This is a genomic window from Xanthomonas sp. NCPPB 3569, assembly GCF_041475645.2.
GTDB lineage: Bacteria > Pseudomonadota > Gammaproteobacteria > Xanthomonadales > Xanthomonadaceae > Xanthomonas > Xanthomonas phaseoli.
On sequence record NZ_CM192969.1, the window covers coordinates 3,533,650 to 3,551,612 of the forward strand.

Genomic DNA, 17,963 nt, shown 5'->3' on the forward strand with positions numbered 1-17,963 from the left:
GCGTTGTCGTGCTGCCTCACCGTTCTGTCCGTCGTGCTGCCGGGTCATGCGATGGCATTGCCCAACCCCCCGTCCGCCGATGCGACCAATACGTCAACCGACACCCGCCACCGGCCACGTGCCGTCGACAAGCGCGTGATCGGCTACTTCACCCAGTGGGGCATCTACGGCCGCAATTATGTCGTCAAGGACATCCAGGCCAGTGGCGCGGCCGGCTATCTGACCCACATCAACTACGCCTTCGGCAACGTGCGCAACAATCGCTGCGAGGTCGGCGTCATCGCCCCGTCCGACCCGAATACCGGAGCCAGCGGCGACGCGTATGCGGACTACACCAAGGCGTTTTCCGCCGAACAAAGCGTAGACGGCGTGGCCGACACCTGGAACCAGCCCTTGCGTGGCAACTGGAACCAGTTGAAGAAGCTCAAGGCCGCCAATCCCAGGCTCAAGGTCCTGATCTCGCTGGGCGGCTGGAGCTGGTCGGGCGGCTTTTCCAGTGCTGCCCGCCCCGAGAACCGCAAGGCATTCGTCGCCTCCTGCATCGACGCCTACCTGAGCGGGAATCTGCCAGTCACCGACGGCGCCGGCGGCACCGCCGCGGCGGCCGGCGTATTCGATGGCATCGACATCGACTGGGAATATCCGGTGGCCTGCGGGCTGACCTGCGGCAGCCCGGAGGACCGGGAGAACTTCACCGCGTTGCTGGCCGAGTTCCGCCGTCAGCTCGACCAAGTGCGTCCCGGGCTGCTGCTGACCGTGGCCGTCGGCGCCAGCATCGACAAGATCCGCGTCACCGACCCCGGCCAGTACGCCCGTTTCGTGGACTACATCAACGTGATGACCTACGACTTCCACGGCGCCTGGGAGTCGCGCACCAATCACCATTCTGCGCTGTTTGGTTCGCCCGCAGATCCGTCTACCGGCGACCAGCGCCGCTACAACAGCAACGACGCTATGCAGGCCCTGCTCGATCGTGGCGTACCTGCCGCCAAGCTCAATCTCGGACTAGGCTTCTACGGCCGCGGCTGGACCAAGGTCGGCAACGCCAACGGCGGGCTGTACCAGAGCGGCAGCCCTGCGCCGGGAACGTACGAGAACGGCGTGGAGGACTACAAGGTGCTGCGCGGCCTGCCCGGCACCCACGCTGTCGATCCCTTGGCGCGTGCGCACTGGCTCTACGACGGTGCCACCTTCTGGAGCTACGACACCCCGGCACTGGTGGGCGAGAAGATGCGCTACGTCAAGGAACGCGGCCTTGGCGGCGCCTTCTTCTGGGAGTTCAGCGGCGACTACCAGGGCGAGTTGCTGCGGACCATCGGCAAGGGTCTGAAGTAACGCAATCGCCGCTGGCCCGAACCGCCCCCGCGAGCATCACGATGCCGGCCATGCGCCGGCATCGACTTCACTGCACGCACTGCAGCCTGTCAATCGCTAGCCCATGTCGCAACCGTGAAGGTGGCGCCACCGCGCCGTCATCAGCCGGCCACAATCCGCAGCACGTCATCCAGCAACGCGGCCGCGGTCACCTCGGCGCCTGCACCCGGTCCCTGGATCAACAGCGGCTGCGCGCGATAGCGGTCACTGCTGATCGCCACCCGGTTATCGGTCCCGGCACCGCCTGCCAACGGGTGATCCAGCGCCAGTTCGCGCAAACCCACGCTCGCTCCATGCGCGTCCACGCGACCGACAAAGCGCAGGCAACGCCCTGCAGCACGCGCCTGTTGCCAGCGCGCCACAACCACCGCATCCAGCGCGCCCAGCTGCGCATCCAAGGCGTCAAGCGGCAACCGTGCAATGCCTGCTGGCACCAGCGATTCCACATGTACCTGCTCGGCCTCCAGCTGCCACCCGGCGGCACGCGCCAGGATCAGCAGCTTGCGCCGCACATCCTCGCCGGACAGATCGATGCGTGGATCCGGCTCGGTATAGCCAGCCGCCACTGCTTCGCGCACGCAGGCGGAAAACGCGCCGCTGCCGTCGTAGCGATGAAACAGCCAGGCCAACGATCCGGACAACACGCCTTCGATCGAATGAATCTGGTCGCCGCCGGCCACCAGCGCGCGCACGCTGCTCAACACCGGTAGCCCGGCGCCCACAGTGGCGCTGTCGCCATAAGACGCGCCGCTGGCATGACGGGCCGCGTGCAGCGCCTGCGCACGCGACAACGCGGTGCCCTGGCCCAGTTTGTTGGCGGTGACCACATGCACACCGCGCTGCAACCATTCGGCATGCCAATCGGCCACGATATCGCTGGCAGTGGCATCCACCAGTACATCGCCGGCACGCAGTGCGGTGGTTTCTGCCCACGGCTGCAAGACCGCCTGCCCGCGCGGCGCCGCATTGGCGTGCTGCAGGGCCTGCTCGGCGCTGACGCCACAATCCTGCGCAACACGCGAATTGGCCAGCCAATCGAAGCGCGGCAAGCGCAGTTGGCGCTGCTGCAGCGCGGTGTAGCGCGTCACGAAAGCGCGCCCCACGGTGCCGGTCCCCAGCAACGCCAGCCGCGGCGTGGGCGTCACTGCAGCGACCTGCGCGCGGCGCGAAACGGGCAGGACATTGCTCACGCGTCGACCTGTTTGCGGCTGGCGGTGGTCAGGGTCGCTTCGGCACGGGCCAGACCGGCGCGCAGATCGATCAGCAGATCGTCGGCCGACTCGATTCCGATCGACAAGCGCAGCAAGCCATCGGAAATGCCGGCTGCCGCACGCGCTTCGGCGGTCATTGCCGCGTGCGTCATCGAGGCCGGATGCGCGATCAGGCTTTCCACACCGCCCAGCGACTCGGCCAGGGTGAAGTAACGCAAGCCATCGACGAACGCACGCACGGCCGCTTCGCCGCCTTCCAGTTCGAAACTCATCATCGCCCCGAAGCCCTTCTGCTGGCGCGCGGCCAGCGCATGGCCCGGATGCGCCGCCAGCCCCGGGAAATACACCCGATTCACCACCGCATGCCCGTCCAGCAGCGCGGCGATGGCATCGGCGTTTTCCTGATGCACGCGCAGCCGCGCATCCAGCGTGCGCAGACCGCGCAAAGTGAGGAAAGCATCGAATGGCGAGCCGGTCAGGCCCAATGCATTGGCCCACCACACCAATTGCTGATGCAGCTGGGCATCACGCGCCACCACTGCACCGCCCACCACATCGCTATGGCCGTTGATGTACTTGGTGGTGGAATGCAGCACCAGATCGGCGCCGAAATCCAGCGGCTTCTGCAGCGCCGGCGACAGGAAGGTGTTGTCCACCACGGTCAATGCACCGACCTTCTTTGCCGCTTCGATGACGAAGCGCAGGTCGGTGATGCGCAGCAGCGGATTGGACGGGGTTTCGATCAACACCAGCTTGGGCGACTGCGCCAAGGCATCGGCCAGCGAACGCGGATCGATCAGATCAGCGGTGATCAGCGCGAAATGGCCCTTCTTGGCCAACGCATTGAACAGGCGCCAGCTGCCGCCGTACGCATCGTGCGGCACCACCAGCGTATCGCCGGGTTGCAGCACCGCGTTGAGCACCAGATTGATCGCGCCCATGCCGGTGGAGGTGATCACCCCGCCCGCGCCGCCTTCCAGTTCGGCCAGCGCTTCGCCCAACAGGTCGCGGGTCGGATTGCCGCTGCGGGTGTAGTCGTACTGGCGCTTGTTGCCGAAACCATCGAACGAGAAATTCGACGACAGCACGATCGGCGGGGTCACTGCGCCGTAGGCGGTGTCGCGATCGATACCGGCACGCACGGCGGCGGTGGCGGCAGTACAGGGGGCGTCGGTGGGGTCACGAAAGCTCATGCGGTTTCTCCGGTGCTGCGAAGGGCGGTAGTGAGGATGGCGTCGATGCGATCGATTTCTTTCAGGAAGGCGTCGTGCCCGTACGGCGAGCGCAACACGCGCAGGCTGCCGCGCGGGCCAAGGCCTTCGACCAGGCTGACCATGTCGGCCAGCGGCACCAGGCGGTCGCCCTCCACCGCCACCACGACGGTAGGCACGCGCACATGCGCGGGGTCGATGCGATGCAGGTCGATGGATTCGGACAGGCGCAGATACGCATTTACCGGCGTGCGCGCCACGTACTGCGCCCCGGCGGCGTCCAGATAGTCCTCGGCCGCCACCCGCACGCGGCCATTGATCACTTCCGGCGGCGCATCGAAGCGCTCGCTGAATTCTTCCGGCGTGCGGTAGCTGAGCATGGCGAACTGCCGCGCCAACGCCAGGCCATGCTGCTCTGCGCACTGCAGCTGGCCCAGCGCCACCGCGCGGCGTTGCAGGGCGCGCCAGGCCGCGGCGTATGGGTGCGCGCGGTGCGCGCCGCTCACCGCGACCAGGGCGCCTACTCGGGCCGCGTGGCGAATTGCGAACTGCAAGCCCACCAGCGCACCGTAGGAATAGCCGACAAAGCCGTGCAAGCGCCCGATGCCCAGCGCGTCCAGCAAGGCGGCAATCGCATCGGCCTGGTCGGCGGTATCGATGGGCGCGTCCAGATTGCCGTCGGCACCGAGAAAATCGAATGCCAGCAGGCGGCGCGCGGCAGGATCCAGCGCGCGGCCACTGCCGACCAGCCCATCCACCCAGCCCTTTTCGGGGAACAGGTTGCTGGCGGCCAGATGGCGGTGTGCGGAGATGCCACCGGCCACGAACACCACCGGCGCAGTGGCCGCGCCGATCAGCTCATAGCGCAGCTGCAGCTCGCGCATGCCGGCATGGCGCATCGGCAGGGCGATGACGAGTTCGCCGCGCACGGCAGTGAAGCCGTCGTCGCTGCTGGCGGGGGTTTCGACGAAATCGTTGGTAGACGGCGATGCTGTATTCACGAGGCTCATGGCGGTATCCAGGGTGGATCGGCCATCGAGCTTCGCGGAGCTCGCGTTCGACGTGCGCAAGGCACGATTCGAACCATCTTTCGGCGGACGCGGAGGTCCCCGCAGGATTTGGCACCAAACGCGGACGCTTAACGCGTTCCGCTGGCTGCCCCGGCATCAAAGGGCCTGTCCCTCCGCCGGTCTCGATGGTGAGGCTAAGATGCCACCGGCTTTTTACGATGTCAATCTCTTCATGCGGATGGAAAGATATATTTTCATCCGATACCACTCCTCTCGACGCTGGGCCGCATACTTGCGCCCCCTTGCTCGAGTCGATGGCGTGCCCTATCACGTGTCTCGCACTGCTCTGCCCGCCTTGATCGCGGCATGCGTCTTGCTGCCGGCATGGGCACCCGCGGCATACGCACAACCGCCTTGGCATTGGCCCGGCGCTGCGCAGCACTCGCCCCAGGCACGCAACGCACAACCCGCGACTGCGGCCACAGGCACTGGCGCCTCGCTACAGCTGGAATGGCAGGCGCCGGTGTATCTGGCCTGGGTCGCCAATCCGCTGGCCGGCCCTGCGCAACTGCGCCTGAGCGCACCGCCCAGCGAGGATTACCGCGCCGTGCTGCAATTACCGCTGACGCTCAAGTTGGCCGCACACGAGCGCCGCCTTGTCGCCCGGCTGTATCCGGCCAGCAACCAGCGCACCCTGGGCGGCTTCGGGCTCACGCTCGAGGTGGTGCCGGGCGATCCAAGCGCCGCCCCGCAGCCAGTGCGTTATCAATTGCCCTTCCACAACGTGCCGGTGCAGGTGGCGCAGGGCTTTGGCGGGCAATTCAGCCACGCCGATCCGCCCAACTGGTATGCGGTGGACTTCGCCATGCCGCAGGGCACGCCGGTGCTGGCAGCGCGCGAGGGCGTGGTCATGGAAGTGCAGCGCGATGTCCTCGACAGCGCCCCGAACGACCCCGCCGCTGGCGGCGGCAACTTGGTGCGCGTCCTGCATGCCGACGGCAGCATGGCCCTGTACGCCCACTTGGCGCCCGACGGCGTGGCCGTGCGACCTGGCCAGGCGGTGCGCACCGGCGAGCGGCTTGGCGCCTCAGGCAATACCGGCTTCAGCACCGCGCCGCACCTGCATTTTGCGATCCAGCGCAATGCCGACATGCAGTTGCTCTCGCTGCCGTTCCGCATGCTCGGCCCGCAGGGCGAGCTGCAGTTTCCATCGCCGGCGCCCTGACCGCCGCCGGCCCGACCGAGGTCCGGCGCCCAGATCGCCGAGCCCCGCCCCTGCCGCAAAAGCGTGCCGCAGCGAAGCCGCTATAATCGTCGGCTTCCTCAGTTTCCGCAGGCGTCCAACCGGGCGCGCGCCCGCCCATGTCCGAAGTCTCCAACGAAGCCGCGCGCCGCCGCACCTTCGCCATCATTTCCCACCCCGACGCCGGCAAGACCACGCTGACCGAAAAGCTGTTGCTGTTCGGTGGCGCGATCCAGATGGCCGGCTCGGTGAAGGGCCGCAAGGCCGCTCGCCATGCCACCTCGGACTGGATGGCTCTGGAAAAAGAGCGCGGCATCTCGGTGACCTCCTCGGTGATGCAGTTCCCGTACGAGGGCAAGATCGTCAACCTGCTGGACACGCCCGGCCACGCCGACTTCGGCGAGGACACCTATCGCGTGCTCACCGCGGTGGACTCGGCACTGATGGTCATCGACGTGGCCAAGGGCGTGGAGGAACGCACCATCAAGCTGATGGAAGTCTGCCGGCTGCGCGACACGCCCATCATGACCTTCATCAACAAGCTCGATCGCGAAGGCAAGAACCCGATCGATCTGCTGGATGAAGTGGAAACCGTGCTCGGCATCCAGTGCGCACCAGTCACCTGGCCGATCGGCATGGGGCAGCGCCTCAAGGGTGTGGTGCACCTGATCTCCGGCGAAGTGCATCTGTACGAACAGGGACGCAATTTCACCCGTCAGGATTCCACCATCTTCCCCTCGCTGGAGGCGCCCGGCCTGGTCGAAAAGATCGGCGAGCAAATGCTGGCCGAGCTGCGCGAGGAGCTGGAACTGGTGCAAGGCGCAAGCAACCCGTTCGATCTTGACGCCTACCGCGCCGGCCAGCAGACCCCGGTGTTCTTTGGCTCGGGCGTCAACAATTTCGGCGTGCAACCGTTGCTGGATTTCTTCGTCGAACACGCACCGCCGCCGCAGACGCGCGAGACAACCGGCCGCCGCGTGGAGCCGACCGAAGCCAAGCTGAGCGGCTTCGTGTTCAAGATCCAGGCCAACATGGATCCGCAGCATCGCGACCGCGTGGCCTTCATGCGCGTGTGCTCTGGCAAGTTCACTGCCGGCATGAAGACGCTGCATGTGCGCAGCGGCAAGGACGTCAAATTGGCCAACGCGCTGACCTTCATGGCGTCCGATCGCGAGATCGCCGCCGAAGCGTGGCCGGGCGATGTGATCGGCATCCATAACCACGGCACCATTTCCATCGGCGATACCTTCACCGAGGGCGAATCGCTGTCGTTTACTGGCATTCCCAACTTCGCCCCGGAACTGTTCCGCCGCGCACGCCTGCGCGATCCGCTCAAGCTCAAGCAATTGCAGAAGGGCCTGGCGCAGCTGTCCGAAGAAGGCGCCACGCAATTCTTCCGCCCGTTGATGAGCAACGACCTGATCCTGGGCGCGGTCGGCGTACTGCAGTTCGACGTGGTCGCGTACCGGCTCAAGGACGAATACGGCGTGGATGCGATCTTCGAGCCGGTGAGCGTCACCACGGCACGCTGGGTGCACTGCGACAATCCCAAGAAGCTGGAGGAATTTCGCGAGAAAAATGCCGGCAACCTGGGCATCGACGCGGCCGGCGAACTGGTTTACCTGGCACCGACCCGCGTGAATCTGCAGCTGGCACAAGAACGCGCGCCGGATGTGCGCTTCTCGGCCACCCGCGAACATGCGCATGCCAGGGCGATCGATTGACCTGCGCATGACCTGGAGCAAGCGTGCGGTACCGCTGGCGATGCGAATTGCTCGCAATTGCGGTACCTTTTTGCCATGAACGCAGACGCCTCCCCCTCGACCGACCTGCGCGACGAAATCGCCAGTGCCGTCACACACGGCCTGGGTGCGATTGCCGCACTGGCCGGTGGTTCGGTGCTGATTACGCTGGCCGCCATCTATGGCGATGGCTGGCAACTGGCCACCGCCATCGTGTTCAGTGCCACGCTGGTATTGCTCTACGTCGCCTCCACGCTGTTCCATGCCATTCCGCATCCGGGCGCCAAGGCGCGCCTGCAGGTGCTCGATCATTGCGCGATCTATCTGCTGATCGCCGGCACCTACACACCGTTTACGTTGATCAATCTGCGCGGCCCCTGGGGCTGGGGATTGTTCGCCGCCATCTGGACGATTGCCGCCGCCGGGGTGATTTTCAAACTGTTCTTTACCGGTCGCTTTCGATTGCTCTCGACGGTGCTGTATCTGGTGATGGGCTGGCTGATCATCGTGGCCATCGAGCCGCTGCTGCGCTCTGTCGACACCTGGTCGCTGTGCTGGCTGTTGGCTGGCGGGCTCTTCTACACCTTGGGCACGTATTTCTATCAACGCGACACCCAGCGTTACTTCCACGCCATCTGGCATCTGTTCGTGCTCGCCGGTAGCGCTTGCCACTTCGTTGCGGTGATTGCGCAGGTGATGTGATCTGTGACCCACAGCGCGTTCGCGCGCCGTGCACGAGCCATCGCCAACCATTGCGCACGTGAACAACGTGCCCTCCTCGCCCGCTCATTCGCCCGCCCGCCTATCGCGACGTCGCCGTTGGTGGATGTGGCTCGGCATCGTTGCTGTCCTCGTGGCGATCTTCGTCCTGCTGTTCGACTGGAACTGGTTACGCGGGCCGGTCGAACGCGCGGTCAGTGCGAAGACCGGGCGCGCATTTCATCTGGGTCATCTGGATGTCGATCTGGGCCGCATTACCACCGTACGCGGCGAGCGATTGAGCCTGGGCAATGCCGCGTGGTCCAAGCGCGGCGCCATGGCAGAAATGAACGCGGCCGAGATCGATGTCGAATTCTGGCCATTGCTGCGCGGCAGCCTGCGGTTGCCGGAGATCCGGCTTGAGCACCCCACCCTGTTGCTGGAAGCTGGCAACGACAGCCATCCGGGTAACTGGGTCTTCGACCAGAGTGATGGCGACGGCAGCATGCCGCGCTTGGGGCGCCTGTTGGTGAATGATGGGCGGCTGCAATATATCGACGATGCCAGCCGCTCGGACGTGGATGTGGCGATCAACAGCCTGGCACCGCCCAGCAGCGACCAGCGCGCTGCGCCGATCGGAATCGACGGCAAGGGTCGCTGGAAAGGCTACCCGTTCTCGCTCAAGGGTAATACCGCCTCGCCGCTGGAATTGAGCCAAAGCGAACACCCCTTTCGCATCGATCTGCGCGGCAGCGCCGGCGCCACGCGGACGCATGTGCGTGGCACCTTGACCAATCCGTTTCAGTTCCGGGTGTTCGACCTGCAGATGGCGCTGAGCGGCCAGGATATGGAAGACCTGTACCCGCTGATCGGTGTCGCGATGCCCTCCACGCCGCCTTACACGCTGGACGGCCGCCTGCGCCGTGATGGCGATGTCTGGCGCTATGAAAAGTTCGCCGGCACTGCCGGCGACAGCGATCTTTCCGGTACTGCAGAGATCGATCTGCGCAACAAGCGGCCGTTCCTGCGCGCAGACCTGGCTTCCAAACGGCTGGATTTCGACGACCTGGCCGGCTTCGTCGGCGCGCCGCCCAAAACCGGAGCCAACGAATCGGCAAACGCCGAGCAGAAGAAACAGGCCGCGCAGCTCGCCGCCAGCGCACGCGTTCTGCCGACCACGCCGTACGACCTATCCAAGTTGCGTGCAATGGACGCGCAGGTACGTTGGCGCGCACAGCGCATCAATGCACCATCGTGGCCCCTGGACGATATGGACGCCTCGCTGACGTTGAAGGACGGCCTGCTGCGGCTGGATCCATTGAACTTCGGCGTCGCCGGCGGCGACATCCGCTCCACCATCGGCATGGATGCGCGCAGTGCAGTCATCACCACCCAACTGAAGGCCAGCATTCGCGGCATTCGTCTGGATCAGCTGTTCCCCGATGCCGCGCTCGCGAAGCAGGCCTCGGGTGCGATCGGCGGCGAGCTGGATCTGCGTGGCCGCGGCAACTCCATCGCCACAATGCTCGGCAGCGCCGATGGCAGCATCAGCGTCGGCATGGGCCGCGGCCATGTCGGCAACCTGATCATGGAGCTGGCCGGCCTGGACATCGCCGAATCGCTGAAATACCTGCTCACCAAGGACCGGCAGATTCCCGTGCGCTGCATTTTCGGCGATTTCGGCGTGCAGGATGGGTTGATGCAGTCGCGGGCACTGGCCTTCGATAGCACCGACACCATCATCGTCGGCGAAGGCAACATCAGCCTCAAGAACGAAACGCTCGATCTGCTGCTGCGCCCGCGCCCGAAAGATCGCAGCATCCTCAGCCTGCGCTCGCCGCTGCGGATCGGCGGCACCTTCAAGGACCCAAGCTTCCGCCCCGACTTCAAGGCACTCGGCGTGCGCGGCGCGATCGCGGTTGCGCTCGGCAGCATCGCACCGCCGGCCGCCCTGCTTGCGACCTTCGAACCAGGCCCGGGCAAGGACAGCGATTGCGGCGGCAAGTACGCGCAGTAAGTCAGCGCAGCGTCAACTGGCGATGTAGCGTTGCAGCTGATCGATATCCTGCCGCTGCGCTTCGATCACCGCCTTGACCAGGTCGCCGATCGAAATCACGCCTTGCACGCGGCCGTTTTCGACCACCGGCAGATGGCGAAAGCGTCCGTCGGTCATCAGTTGCATGCAGCGCTCCACCGTGTCCGATGGCGACACTGTCACCACCTCCGCGCTCATGATCTCGGCGACACTGGTCGTGGAAGACGAGCGATCGCGTAGTACCACCTTGCGCGCGTAATCGCGCTCGGAAACGATGCCGACCAAGCGCGACCCGTCCATCACCAGGACCGCGCCGATGGCCTTCTCGGCCATCAGGCGAATCGCCTCGATCACCGCGGCATCGGCGGCAACCGCAAATACCTCAACCTGCTTGGTCCCCAACAGCTGTCGTACGGTCTGCATGGCCCGCTCCGCGCTTGGTCTGGTGATCGCAGCCTACTCCCACCGCGCCGCGCCGGGTATCAACCAGATACAGCGGGCGCTGCTTGGCCTCGTCGTACAAGCGACCCAGGTATTCGCCAATCAGGCCCAGGGCAATCAGCTGAACGCCCCCCAGAAACAGGATCACCGACATCAGCGTCGGCCACCCGGCCACCGGGTCGCCCATCAGCGCGGCCTTGATGACGACCCAGGCGCCGAACAGGAACGCCAGCACCGCAGTCAGCAGGCCCAGATACGTGGCCGCACGCAGCGGCACCGTGGAAAAACTGGTGATGCCATCGATTGCGAAATTCCACAGCCGCCATACCGTGAACTTGCTATGCCCGGAAAGCCGCGGCTCACGCCGATACGGCAGCGCCACCTGGCGAAACCCGACCCAGCCGAAGAGCCCCTTCATGAAACGGTGGCGCTCGCGCAGCTGCTGCAAGGCCTGCACCACGCGTGGCGACAACAAGCGGAAATCGCCGGTATCGGCAGGAATCGGGGTGCGCGACAAGCGCCGGATCACCCGATAAAACGCGTGCGCAGCGCTACGCTTGAGCCAACTCTCGCCCTCGCGAATGACCCGCGTACCGAAAATGTTGTCGTAGCCACCCCGCCACATCGCAACGAATTCCGGGATCAGCTCCGGTGGATCCTGGCCATCGGCATCGAGCAACACCACCGCACCCGGCAGCACGTGGTCCAGTCCGGCAGAAATCGCCACTTCCTTGCCGAAATTGCGCGACAACCGCACCGCACTCACCTGCGCATCGGCTTCGGTCAGCGCATGCAGCACCTCCCAGGTGCCATCGGTGCTGCCGTCGTCGACATACAGCACGTGCGTCTGCAGGCCGGGCAATTGCGCCAACACCGCGCACAGGCGCGGATGCAGCAAGGGGATACTGGTTTCTTCATTGAAGGCCGCGATGAGTACCGTCAGGCGTTCGAGTGCGGACGGCGGTTGGGCAGTCTCGATCGTGTTCACCGCGATGGCGCCTGCAGATAGGCAGGGCCGCCCAACTGGCGCGTCTGCCGCTGGATCCACGTCGCACGCCGCTGCACGAATGCACCCGGACGACGCGCGTCATAGCGCCGTGGCGATGGCAACACCGCTGCCAGGCGTGCCGATTCAGTTGGCGACAGGCCTGCCGCATCCTTGCTCCAGAACTGCTGCGCAGCCGCTTGCGCGCCGTACACCCCGTCGCCGAACTCGGCCACGTTGAGATACATCTCCAGGATGCGTTGCTTCGGCCAGAACAGCTCGATCAACACCGTGTACCAGGCTTCCAGACCCTTGCGCACCCAGCTGCGGCCCTGCCACAGGAACACATTCTTGGCGACCTGCTGACTGATGGTGCTGGCGCCGCGCACGCGTCCACCGCGGGCATTGTGATCGCGCGCCTTCTCGATCGCCTGCAAATCAAAACCGTGGTGCATCGGAAACTGCTGATCTTCGGCAGCCACTACCGAAATCGGCAGGCTTGCGGCGATCTTGTCGTAATCACGCCACTGCTGATGCAGCGAAAAACGCCAGTCGCCTCCGCCCCATGCTTCCAGGCAACGCCCCACCATCATGCTGCTGATCGGCGGATCGACCACCCGCAAGACCAGCACCTGCAGCACGCTCGCCGCTGCAAACAGGAGCGGGGCCGCCATCAGCCAGCGCACCCACCGCCGCGCGCGCCGCGGTGGCGCCGCCTGCTTGCCATCCCATGCATCCGTCCCCATTGTTCGATACGACCTTCAATCCCGATGCCTGCCGCATTATCCGGCAACCAGCGTCCCTTACGCCCGATGTTTCCATGACCGATCACGATCAGCTTTCCCGTTTCCTGCTGCCCGCCGCTGGCGTGCGCGGCGTCCATGTGCGCCTGACCAAGGCCTGGCACGACATCCAGGGTGCCGCCGAGTACCCGCCCGCCGCGCGCCAACTGCTCGGCGAAGCTGCGGTGGCCGCTGCATTGTTCACCGGCCACACCAAGGTCGACGGGCGCCTGTCGGTGCAACTGCGCGGCAACGACACCTTGCGCACCCTGTTTGCCGAATGCACCGCCGCCGGCACCTTGCGCGGCATCGTGCAGCTGGCCGAGGGTGCGGATGCGCCGACCGACCTGCGCGAACTGGGCGAGGCCGCGCTGCTGGCGATCACCATCGAGAACCCCGGCCTGGACCCGCGCGAGCCGCAGCGCTACCAGAGCCTGGTCGGCATGCAGGCACCGGATCTGGCCGAAGCTTTCGAAACCTATTTCCAGCAGTCCGAACAGTTGCCGACGCGCTTGCTGCTGGCCTCTGGCCCGGATCAGGCCGCTGGCCTGCTGCTGCAGAAGCTACCCGGCGATGAAGGCGATAACGATGGCTGGACCCGGATCGGGGCCCTGTTCGACACCCTGGGCGCACCGGAGCTGCTCTCGATCGCCGGCCAGGACCTGCTGCACCGCCTGTTCCACGAAGAAGAGCCGCAGTTGCTCGGCAGCAAGCCACTCAGCTTCGGCTGCTCGTGTTCGCGCGAGCGGGTCGCCTCGATGCTGCAATCGCTGGGCGAAGAGGAGGCACGCGCGGCCGCCGAGGCGATTGGCGAAGTCGAGGTGCGCTGCGAATTCTGCGGTCGTGAGTATCACTTTCCGTTGACCGCGCTGGACGTACTTTTCAACGCAGCGCAGCCCTCGCAGGAAGCGCCGGAAAGGTTGCAATAGATAGGATGATGGTTGCGTTCTGGGGGCATGCAACCACTTGTTAAATAATCATAAACACCCTAGCATCCTACTTGCCCGCTCTCGGGAACTTAACAACTGCCCCTGGGTCTGACCTCTGGTATGCGATACCTACTGCGCCTCCCGCTAGCTTTGATGGTTGCCCTCGCGGCAGCCACCGGCGTGCACGCGCAGTCGGCCCAGCAGTTACGCGAAAGCACGATCCTGCCGGTGTGGAACAAGGGCAGCGGCAAGGTGGAAGCCTTTCTGTACCTGGAGCCGACCGGCGAGCAGAAAGCCGGCGCGCGGTGGCATTTCGGTCGCAACTCGCTCGATGCCGCGTTTGGTCTGAGCTCCGGCGACTCGCTTGGCCTGCTCTGCAACAGCAGCCGTGGCACCAATATCAGTGGTCTTGCCAGCCACTGCCTGCTTGCAGGCATCGGCGATGACGAAGAAGACAGCGCTGCTGCCTCGCGCCGTGTGTCCGGCACGCTGGGTTTCAATCGCGGTAGCGCCCGGGTCGGCGTCACTGCCGGCACAGGCCGCGACACCCTGCCTGCCTGGCTGATCGGCGCAGGCAAGGCCCCGTTGACGCGTGTCGAGCAAAACGACCTGACGGTGTTCGCACAGAAGAACATCGGCCGCGAAGGCTTTGTTTCGATCGGCGGCACGTATGCTCGCGCACGTCTGGTACCGCTGGCCGATGTGTCCCCGGCCATTGCCGACCAGTGGGACAGCAAGACCTTGAGCGTTGGCGGCGGCTACGGTGCCTTCAGCGCAAATGTCATCGGTCGCGTCGTCGACGTCCCCGGCCAACCCGAAAAATGGGAAGGCCTGGGCCTGGGCCTGACCTGGCGCACTCCCTGGAGCGGCCAGCTCACCGTGGGCGCCGAGAACGTCATTTCCCGCGGCAAGAACCCGTTCGCGCCAAGTAACGAGAGCAACAGCGACGGTACGGTTCCGTACGTAAGATACGAGCAAGACCTGTAACCCACTGATTCCGAAGCATTTCTCAAGACGCCATCGGCCTGCAGCCGGTGGCGTTTTTCGTTGCGGATCGAATGCCAGGCGGCCACTTTCACAACCTTCTTCTTTTTCGTTAACGGGACTTTAATTTCTCTCGCAACGCATATACCATCGGTTCACCCTGACGTTTTGGATCCGCTTTTTCGGAACCCCCGGCAGGCAAAACAACCCTTGGCAGTACCCAAGATCACTTGGAGAGAGAGCTAATGAATTGCAAGTCCAACAAACTGCGCGATGCAGTTGTCCTCGCGCTCGTCGTGAGTGTGGGCGGTACCGGCACCGCCATGGCCCAGGAAGCCGGCACCACCAACCTCGACAAGATCGAAGTGACCGGTTCGCGTATCCGCCAGGTCGATAGCGAGACAGCCCAGCCGGTGCTGCTGATCAGCAGGGATCAGATCGAAAAGCAGGGCTTCAAGTCGGTTGCGGACATTCTGCAGAACATTCCGACCGCGGGCTCGCCGGCCATCAGCCGCACCTCGCCGCTGAGCTCTGGCGAAAACGTCGGTGGTTACTACATCGACCTGCGCAATCTGGGTGCCAACCGTACCTTGGTCCTGGTTGACGGCCACCGCCTCGGCATCACCAACGGCGGCCTGCAGGACGTTGCCTCGATCCCGGCCGTCATGGTTGAGCGCATCGAAGTCCTGAAGGACGGCGCATCCACGATTTACGGTTCTGACGCGATTGCAGGCGTGATCAACATCATCACCCGCAAGGATTTCGAAGGCGCCGAAGCGAACGTCTACATTGGCCAGTGGGGCCAGGGCGACGGTCAGCGCGACGTGTACGACTTCACGATGGGCTTCCGTGGTGATCGCGGCTCGCTGACCGCCGGCGTCGAATACACCAACGAAGACCCGGTCTGGGCACGTAACCGCTGGTTCAGCCGCGCCCGATTCCCGACTGGGGAAAAGACCGATCCGCGTCCGGGCGGTCTTTCGGGAACCACTGAATTTGGTCGTTTTGCTTATACCAATGCTGCAGGCGGCACCTCGACGCGCACGCTGCGCCGCGACGTTGCTGGGCTGGATCCGGCTGACTTTTCCAGCTATCGCGCGCTAAACGGCACCGACACCTCCAATCCCTCGCTGGCATCCACGGTCTACAGCGGCATCAAGCGCAAATCGGCGTTCCTCAATGGGCACTTCGATTTCACCGACAATGTCGCGTTCGACACCAGCGTTCTGTACACCGACCGCGAGTCGTTCGCACAGAATGCCGGCTATCCGATGCAGAGCGCCAATTTCAACCTGAGCAGCGGCGGCCTGTCCATCGACAGCGTCTTCAATCCGCTGGGCAATCAGGCGACCGGCACGCTGCCTGCAGGCGTCGCCCCGCAGGCTGTTCAATATGTCCGGCGTGGCTGGGAAGTTCCGCGCGAAGTTCAGAACAATCTGACCACCTCGCGATTCACGGGCAAGTTTAGCGGTAATTTCAATTTCGGCGAGAAATACTGGGATTGGGAAGCGGGCTTCCTTTACAACCAGAATAAAGGCACGCAGATCAGCACGGGTAATCTCAATACCTATGCCGTCGGCCAGGCCACCGGCCCCTCCTTCATCAATTCCGAGGGTGTGGCACAGTGCGGCACCGCCGCTAACCCGATTACCCTCGGCTCCGGCCCCGGGGCATGCACGCCTTGGAATCCGCTGGTTCCGTTCGGCTACAACGCGCCGAACGGCTTGAACGACCCCAACGTCCAGGCTTACCTGTATCAGCCCGGCCAGGCGCTGTCCGAAACCACCACCAAGAACTACTTCGCAAGCGTTTCCGGCATCCTGGCCTCGCTGCCGGCCGGCGACCTGGGCGTGGCTGTTGGCGTGGAACGTCGCGAAGAAACCGGCTCGTTCTCGCCAGATGCACTCGCACAGACGGGTATCTCGACGGATCTGGCCGCCGGCCCGACCCGCGGTGGCTACAACCTCAACGAAGTCTACGCCGAGCTGCAGGTTCCGTTGCTGGCGGACCTTCCCGGCGCCAAGGAATTGAGCGTCACGCTGGCAACGCGTTATTCGGATTACGACACCTTCGGCAATACGACCAACAGCAAGTTCGGATTCAAGTGGAAGCCGTTCGAGTCCGTGCTGGTGCGTGGTACATGGTCGGAAGGTTTCCGCGCGCCGACCGTTGCAGACTTGTTCGGCGGCCTGTCGCAGAGCTTCGAGAACTACACCGATCCGTGCGATACCTCGTTCGGCCCGGCTGCCGGCAATGCACGCTGCCTGGCTGATGTGCCGGCAGGTTTCCGTCAGCTCAATGCGTCGGGCGTCGCTCCCGCACCGGGCCCTGGCGAACAGACGAATGTGCCGTTCGTGTCCGGCTCGACTCCTACGCTGACCCCGGAAACCTCGACCTCCAAGACGCTTGGCCTGGTGTGGAGCCCCGGTTTCATCACCGGCCTCAACGCATCGCTGGATTGGTGGAATATCCGCATCGAAAACACCATCGTTGGCGACACGCCGACCGACCTGCTGGATGATTGCTACCTGCGCGGTATCGAGTCGCGTTGCGTGGGCTTTACCCGTAACGCAGCGGGCAACATCACCAGCCTTTCGTTCGGCCTGCGCAATGCCGGCTATGTTGAGACCGAAGGCTTCGACTTCGATCTGAATTATCGCTTCGAGACGCAGTGGGGCAACTTCACCACCTCGCTGTTGAACACCTACGTATCCAAGAACGAACTGAAGGCCGACAACTCCAGCAATCCGCCAAGCCAGCAAAATGGCTACGGCGGCAACTTCCGTGTTCGCTCCAACCTGTCGGTGAACTGGCAGTGGGACGATTGGTCCGTGACATGGAGCGCGCGTTACTACTCGCGTACCAAGGAGCGTTGCTTCGCCACCGATCGTTGCAGCTTGCCGGACTTCAGTGCTCCTGAGTTCCAGGGCGCGACGGTCGGCATGAACGAGCTGGGCTCGAACACGTTCCACGATTTGCAGGTCGCGTACGCCCTGCCGTGGAATGCCACGGTTGCAGTTGGCGCCAACAATATCTTCGAGCACTACTCGGCGCCGGCCTACGGCCAGCCGAACTCGGGATATTCGTACTACGGCGGCTACGACATTGGCCGTTTCATGTACATGAAGTATCAGCAGCGCTTCTGATAGGCTGACAGCACGAGAAACGGCCCCGTTCACCGGGGCCGTTTTTTTTTGGAGCAGATACACCATCTCCGCACACGTGCCCTGCAGCCAGCCATTTTCAGATGCGTAACAACTCGGAGAAGTCCCAACATCTGCGCCGCATGGGCATGACATCAGCGACGACGGCAACTG

Annotated in this window: 14 protein-coding genes and 1 riboswitch; of the genes, 8 read left to right on the top strand and 6 right to left on the bottom strand. The window is 64.4% G+C overall.

Going from position 1 to position 17,963, the window contains the following annotated elements; translation table 11 throughout:
• Window positions 1–51: 51 nt before the first annotated feature.
• A complete protein-coding gene (locus ACCQ03_RS15410) occupies window positions 52–1,335 on the top strand; it encodes a glycoside hydrolase family 18 protein (RefSeq protein ID WP_150146693.1) in 1,284 nt (427 codons plus the stop codon).
• Window positions 1,336–1,475: 140 nt separating this feature from the next.
• Here ACCQ03_RS15410 and ACCQ03_RS15415 read toward each other — a convergent pair whose 3' ends face one another.
• The 3 genes from ACCQ03_RS15415 to metX are packed head-to-tail and all read right to left on the bottom strand — an operon-like array spanning window position 1,476 to window position 4,806.
• Window positions 1,476–2,564 carry a homoserine dehydrogenase family protein gene (locus ACCQ03_RS15415; protein WP_057686963.1) on the bottom strand — a complete coding sequence of 363 codons (1,089 nt, stop codon included), beginning with the start codon at window positions 2,562–2,564 and terminating at the stop codon, window positions 1,476–1,478.
• A complete protein-coding gene (locus tag ACCQ03_RS15420; protein ID WP_057679812.1) occupies window positions 2,561–3,778 on the bottom strand; it encodes an O-succinylhomoserine (thiol)-lyase in 1,218 nt (405 codons plus the stop codon). The genes ACCQ03_RS15415 and ACCQ03_RS15420 overlap by 4 nt, the downstream gene beginning before the upstream one ends.
• Window positions 3,775–4,806 (bottom strand): homoserine O-succinyltransferase MetX, encoded by a 1,032-nt coding sequence (gene metX / locus ACCQ03_RS15425; protein ID WP_057679811.1) that lies wholly within the window; start codon window positions 4,804–4,806, stop codon window positions 3,775–3,777. Before metX ends, ACCQ03_RS15420 begins: the two co-directional genes overlap by 4 nt.
• A gap of 70 nt (window positions 4,807–4,876) precedes the next feature.
• Window positions 4,877–4,998, bottom strand: a riboswitch (SAM riboswitch).
• 127 nt (window positions 4,999–5,125) lie between these two features.
• On the opposite strand from metX, the gene ACCQ03_RS15430 reads away from it, so the two are divergent.
• The 4 genes from ACCQ03_RS15430 (at window position 5,126) to ACCQ03_RS15445 (ending at window position 10,507) form a co-directional block, all read left to right on the top strand.
• On the top strand, window positions 5,126–6,031 hold the full coding sequence (locus ACCQ03_RS15430) for a M23 family metallopeptidase (RefSeq protein ID WP_057679810.1): 906 nt from the start codon (window positions 5,126–5,128) through the stop codon (window positions 6,029–6,031).
• Between the two features lie 137 nt (window positions 6,032–6,168).
• Entirely contained in the window at window positions 6,169–7,773 is a 1,605-nt protein-coding gene (locus tag ACCQ03_RS15435) for a peptide chain release factor 3 (protein WP_057679809.1), read from the top strand.
• Between the two features lie 75 nt (window positions 7,774–7,848).
• Window positions 7,849–8,493 carry a PAQR family membrane homeostasis protein TrhA gene (gene trhA, locus ACCQ03_RS15440; RefSeq protein ID WP_057679808.1) on the top strand — a complete coding sequence of 215 codons (645 nt, stop codon included), beginning with the start codon at window positions 7,849–7,851 and terminating at the stop codon, window positions 8,491–8,493.
• A 58-nt stretch (window positions 8,494–8,551) separates the two neighbouring features.
• Window positions 8,552–10,507 (top strand): AsmA family protein, encoded by a 1,956-nt coding sequence (locus ACCQ03_RS15445; RefSeq protein WP_209225483.1) that lies wholly within the window; start codon window positions 8,552–8,554, stop codon window positions 10,505–10,507.
• A gap of 12 nt (window positions 10,508–10,519) precedes the next feature.
• On the opposite strand, the gene ACCQ03_RS15450 is transcribed toward ACCQ03_RS15445, so the two are convergent.
• From ACCQ03_RS15450 to mtgA, 3 genes are read right to left on the bottom strand one after another with little or no spacing between them, the layout of a single operon-like run.
• The gene (locus tag ACCQ03_RS15450) at window positions 10,520–10,948 is read right to left on the bottom strand and encodes a CBS domain-containing protein (protein WP_057679806.1); all 429 of its coding nucleotides are present in this window, start codon (window positions 10,946–10,948) and stop codon (window positions 10,520–10,522) included.
• Window positions 10,908–11,954, bottom strand: a complete 1,047-nt coding sequence (locus tag ACCQ03_RS15455; protein WP_209225485.1) for a glycosyltransferase family 2 protein — start codon at window positions 11,952–11,954, stop codon at window positions 10,908–10,910. Before ACCQ03_RS15455 ends, ACCQ03_RS15450 begins: the two co-directional genes overlap by 41 nt.
• Window positions 11,951–12,697 (bottom strand): monofunctional biosynthetic peptidoglycan transglycosylase, encoded by a 747-nt coding sequence (gene mtgA, locus ACCQ03_RS15460; RefSeq protein WP_209225488.1) that lies wholly within the window; start codon window positions 12,695–12,697, stop codon window positions 11,951–11,953. Before mtgA ends, ACCQ03_RS15455 begins: the two co-directional genes overlap by 4 nt.
• Window positions 12,698–12,771: 74 nt before the next feature.
• Here mtgA and hslO point away from each other — a divergent pair, with 74 nt between their 5' ends.
• The 3 genes from hslO (at window position 12,772) to ACCQ03_RS15475 (ending at window position 17,792) form a co-directional block, all read left to right on the top strand.
• Window positions 12,772–13,662, top strand: coding sequence for an Hsp33 family molecular chaperone HslO (gene hslO, locus ACCQ03_RS15465; RefSeq protein ID WP_209225490.1), 891 nt, complete (start codon window positions 12,772–12,774; stop codon window positions 13,660–13,662).
• A gap of 153 nt (window positions 13,663–13,815) precedes the next feature.
• Window positions 13,816–14,649, top strand: coding sequence for an XOO1806 family protein (locus tag ACCQ03_RS15470; RefSeq protein ID WP_209225493.1), 834 nt, complete (start codon window positions 13,816–13,818; stop codon window positions 14,647–14,649).
• Window positions 14,650–14,891: 242 nt separating this feature from the next.
• Window positions 14,892–17,792: a TonB-dependent receptor domain-containing protein gene (locus ACCQ03_RS15475; RefSeq protein ID WP_057679801.1), complete on the top strand. Its 2,901-nt coding sequence runs from the start codon at window positions 14,892–14,894 to the stop codon at window positions 17,790–17,792.
• Window positions 17,793–17,963 lie beyond the last annotated feature (171 nt).

Excerpts from the sequence above, each read along its gene's own strand:
- mtgA (WP_209225488.1), bottom strand. The coding sequence starts at position 12,697 with ATGGGGACGGATGCATGGGATGGCAAGCAGGCGGCGCCACCGCGGCGC.
- ACCQ03_RS15410 (WP_150146693.1), top strand. The coding sequence starts at position 52 with ATGGCATTGCCCAACCCCCCGTCCGCCGATGCGACCAATACGTCAACC.
- ACCQ03_RS15420 (WP_057679812.1), bottom strand. The coding sequence starts at position 3,778 with ATGAGCTTTCGTGACCCCACCGACGCCCCCTGTACTGCCGCCACCGCC.
- hslO (WP_209225490.1), top strand. The coding sequence starts at position 12,772 with ATGACCGATCACGATCAGCTTTCCCGTTTCCTGCTGCCCGCCGCTGGC.
- ACCQ03_RS15450 (WP_057679806.1), bottom strand. The coding sequence starts at position 10,948 with ATGCAGACCGTACGACAGCTGTTGGGGACCAAGCAGGTTGAGGTATTT.
- ACCQ03_RS15475 (WP_057679801.1), top strand. The coding sequence starts at position 14,892 with ATGAATTGCAAGTCCAACAAACTGCGCGATGCAGTTGTCCTCGCGCTC.
- ACCQ03_RS15435 (WP_057679809.1), top strand. The coding sequence starts at position 6,169 with ATGTCCGAAGTCTCCAACGAAGCCGCGCGCCGCCGCACCTTCGCCATC.
- metX (WP_057679811.1), bottom strand. The coding sequence starts at position 4,806 with ATGAGCCTCGTGAATACAGCATCGCCGTCTACCAACGATTTCGTCGAA.
- trhA (WP_057679808.1), top strand. The coding sequence starts at position 7,849 with ATGAACGCAGACGCCTCCCCCTCGACCGACCTGCGCGACGAAATCGCC.
- ACCQ03_RS15470 (WP_209225493.1), top strand. The coding sequence starts at position 13,816 with ATGGTTGCCCTCGCGGCAGCCACCGGCGTGCACGCGCAGTCGGCCCAG.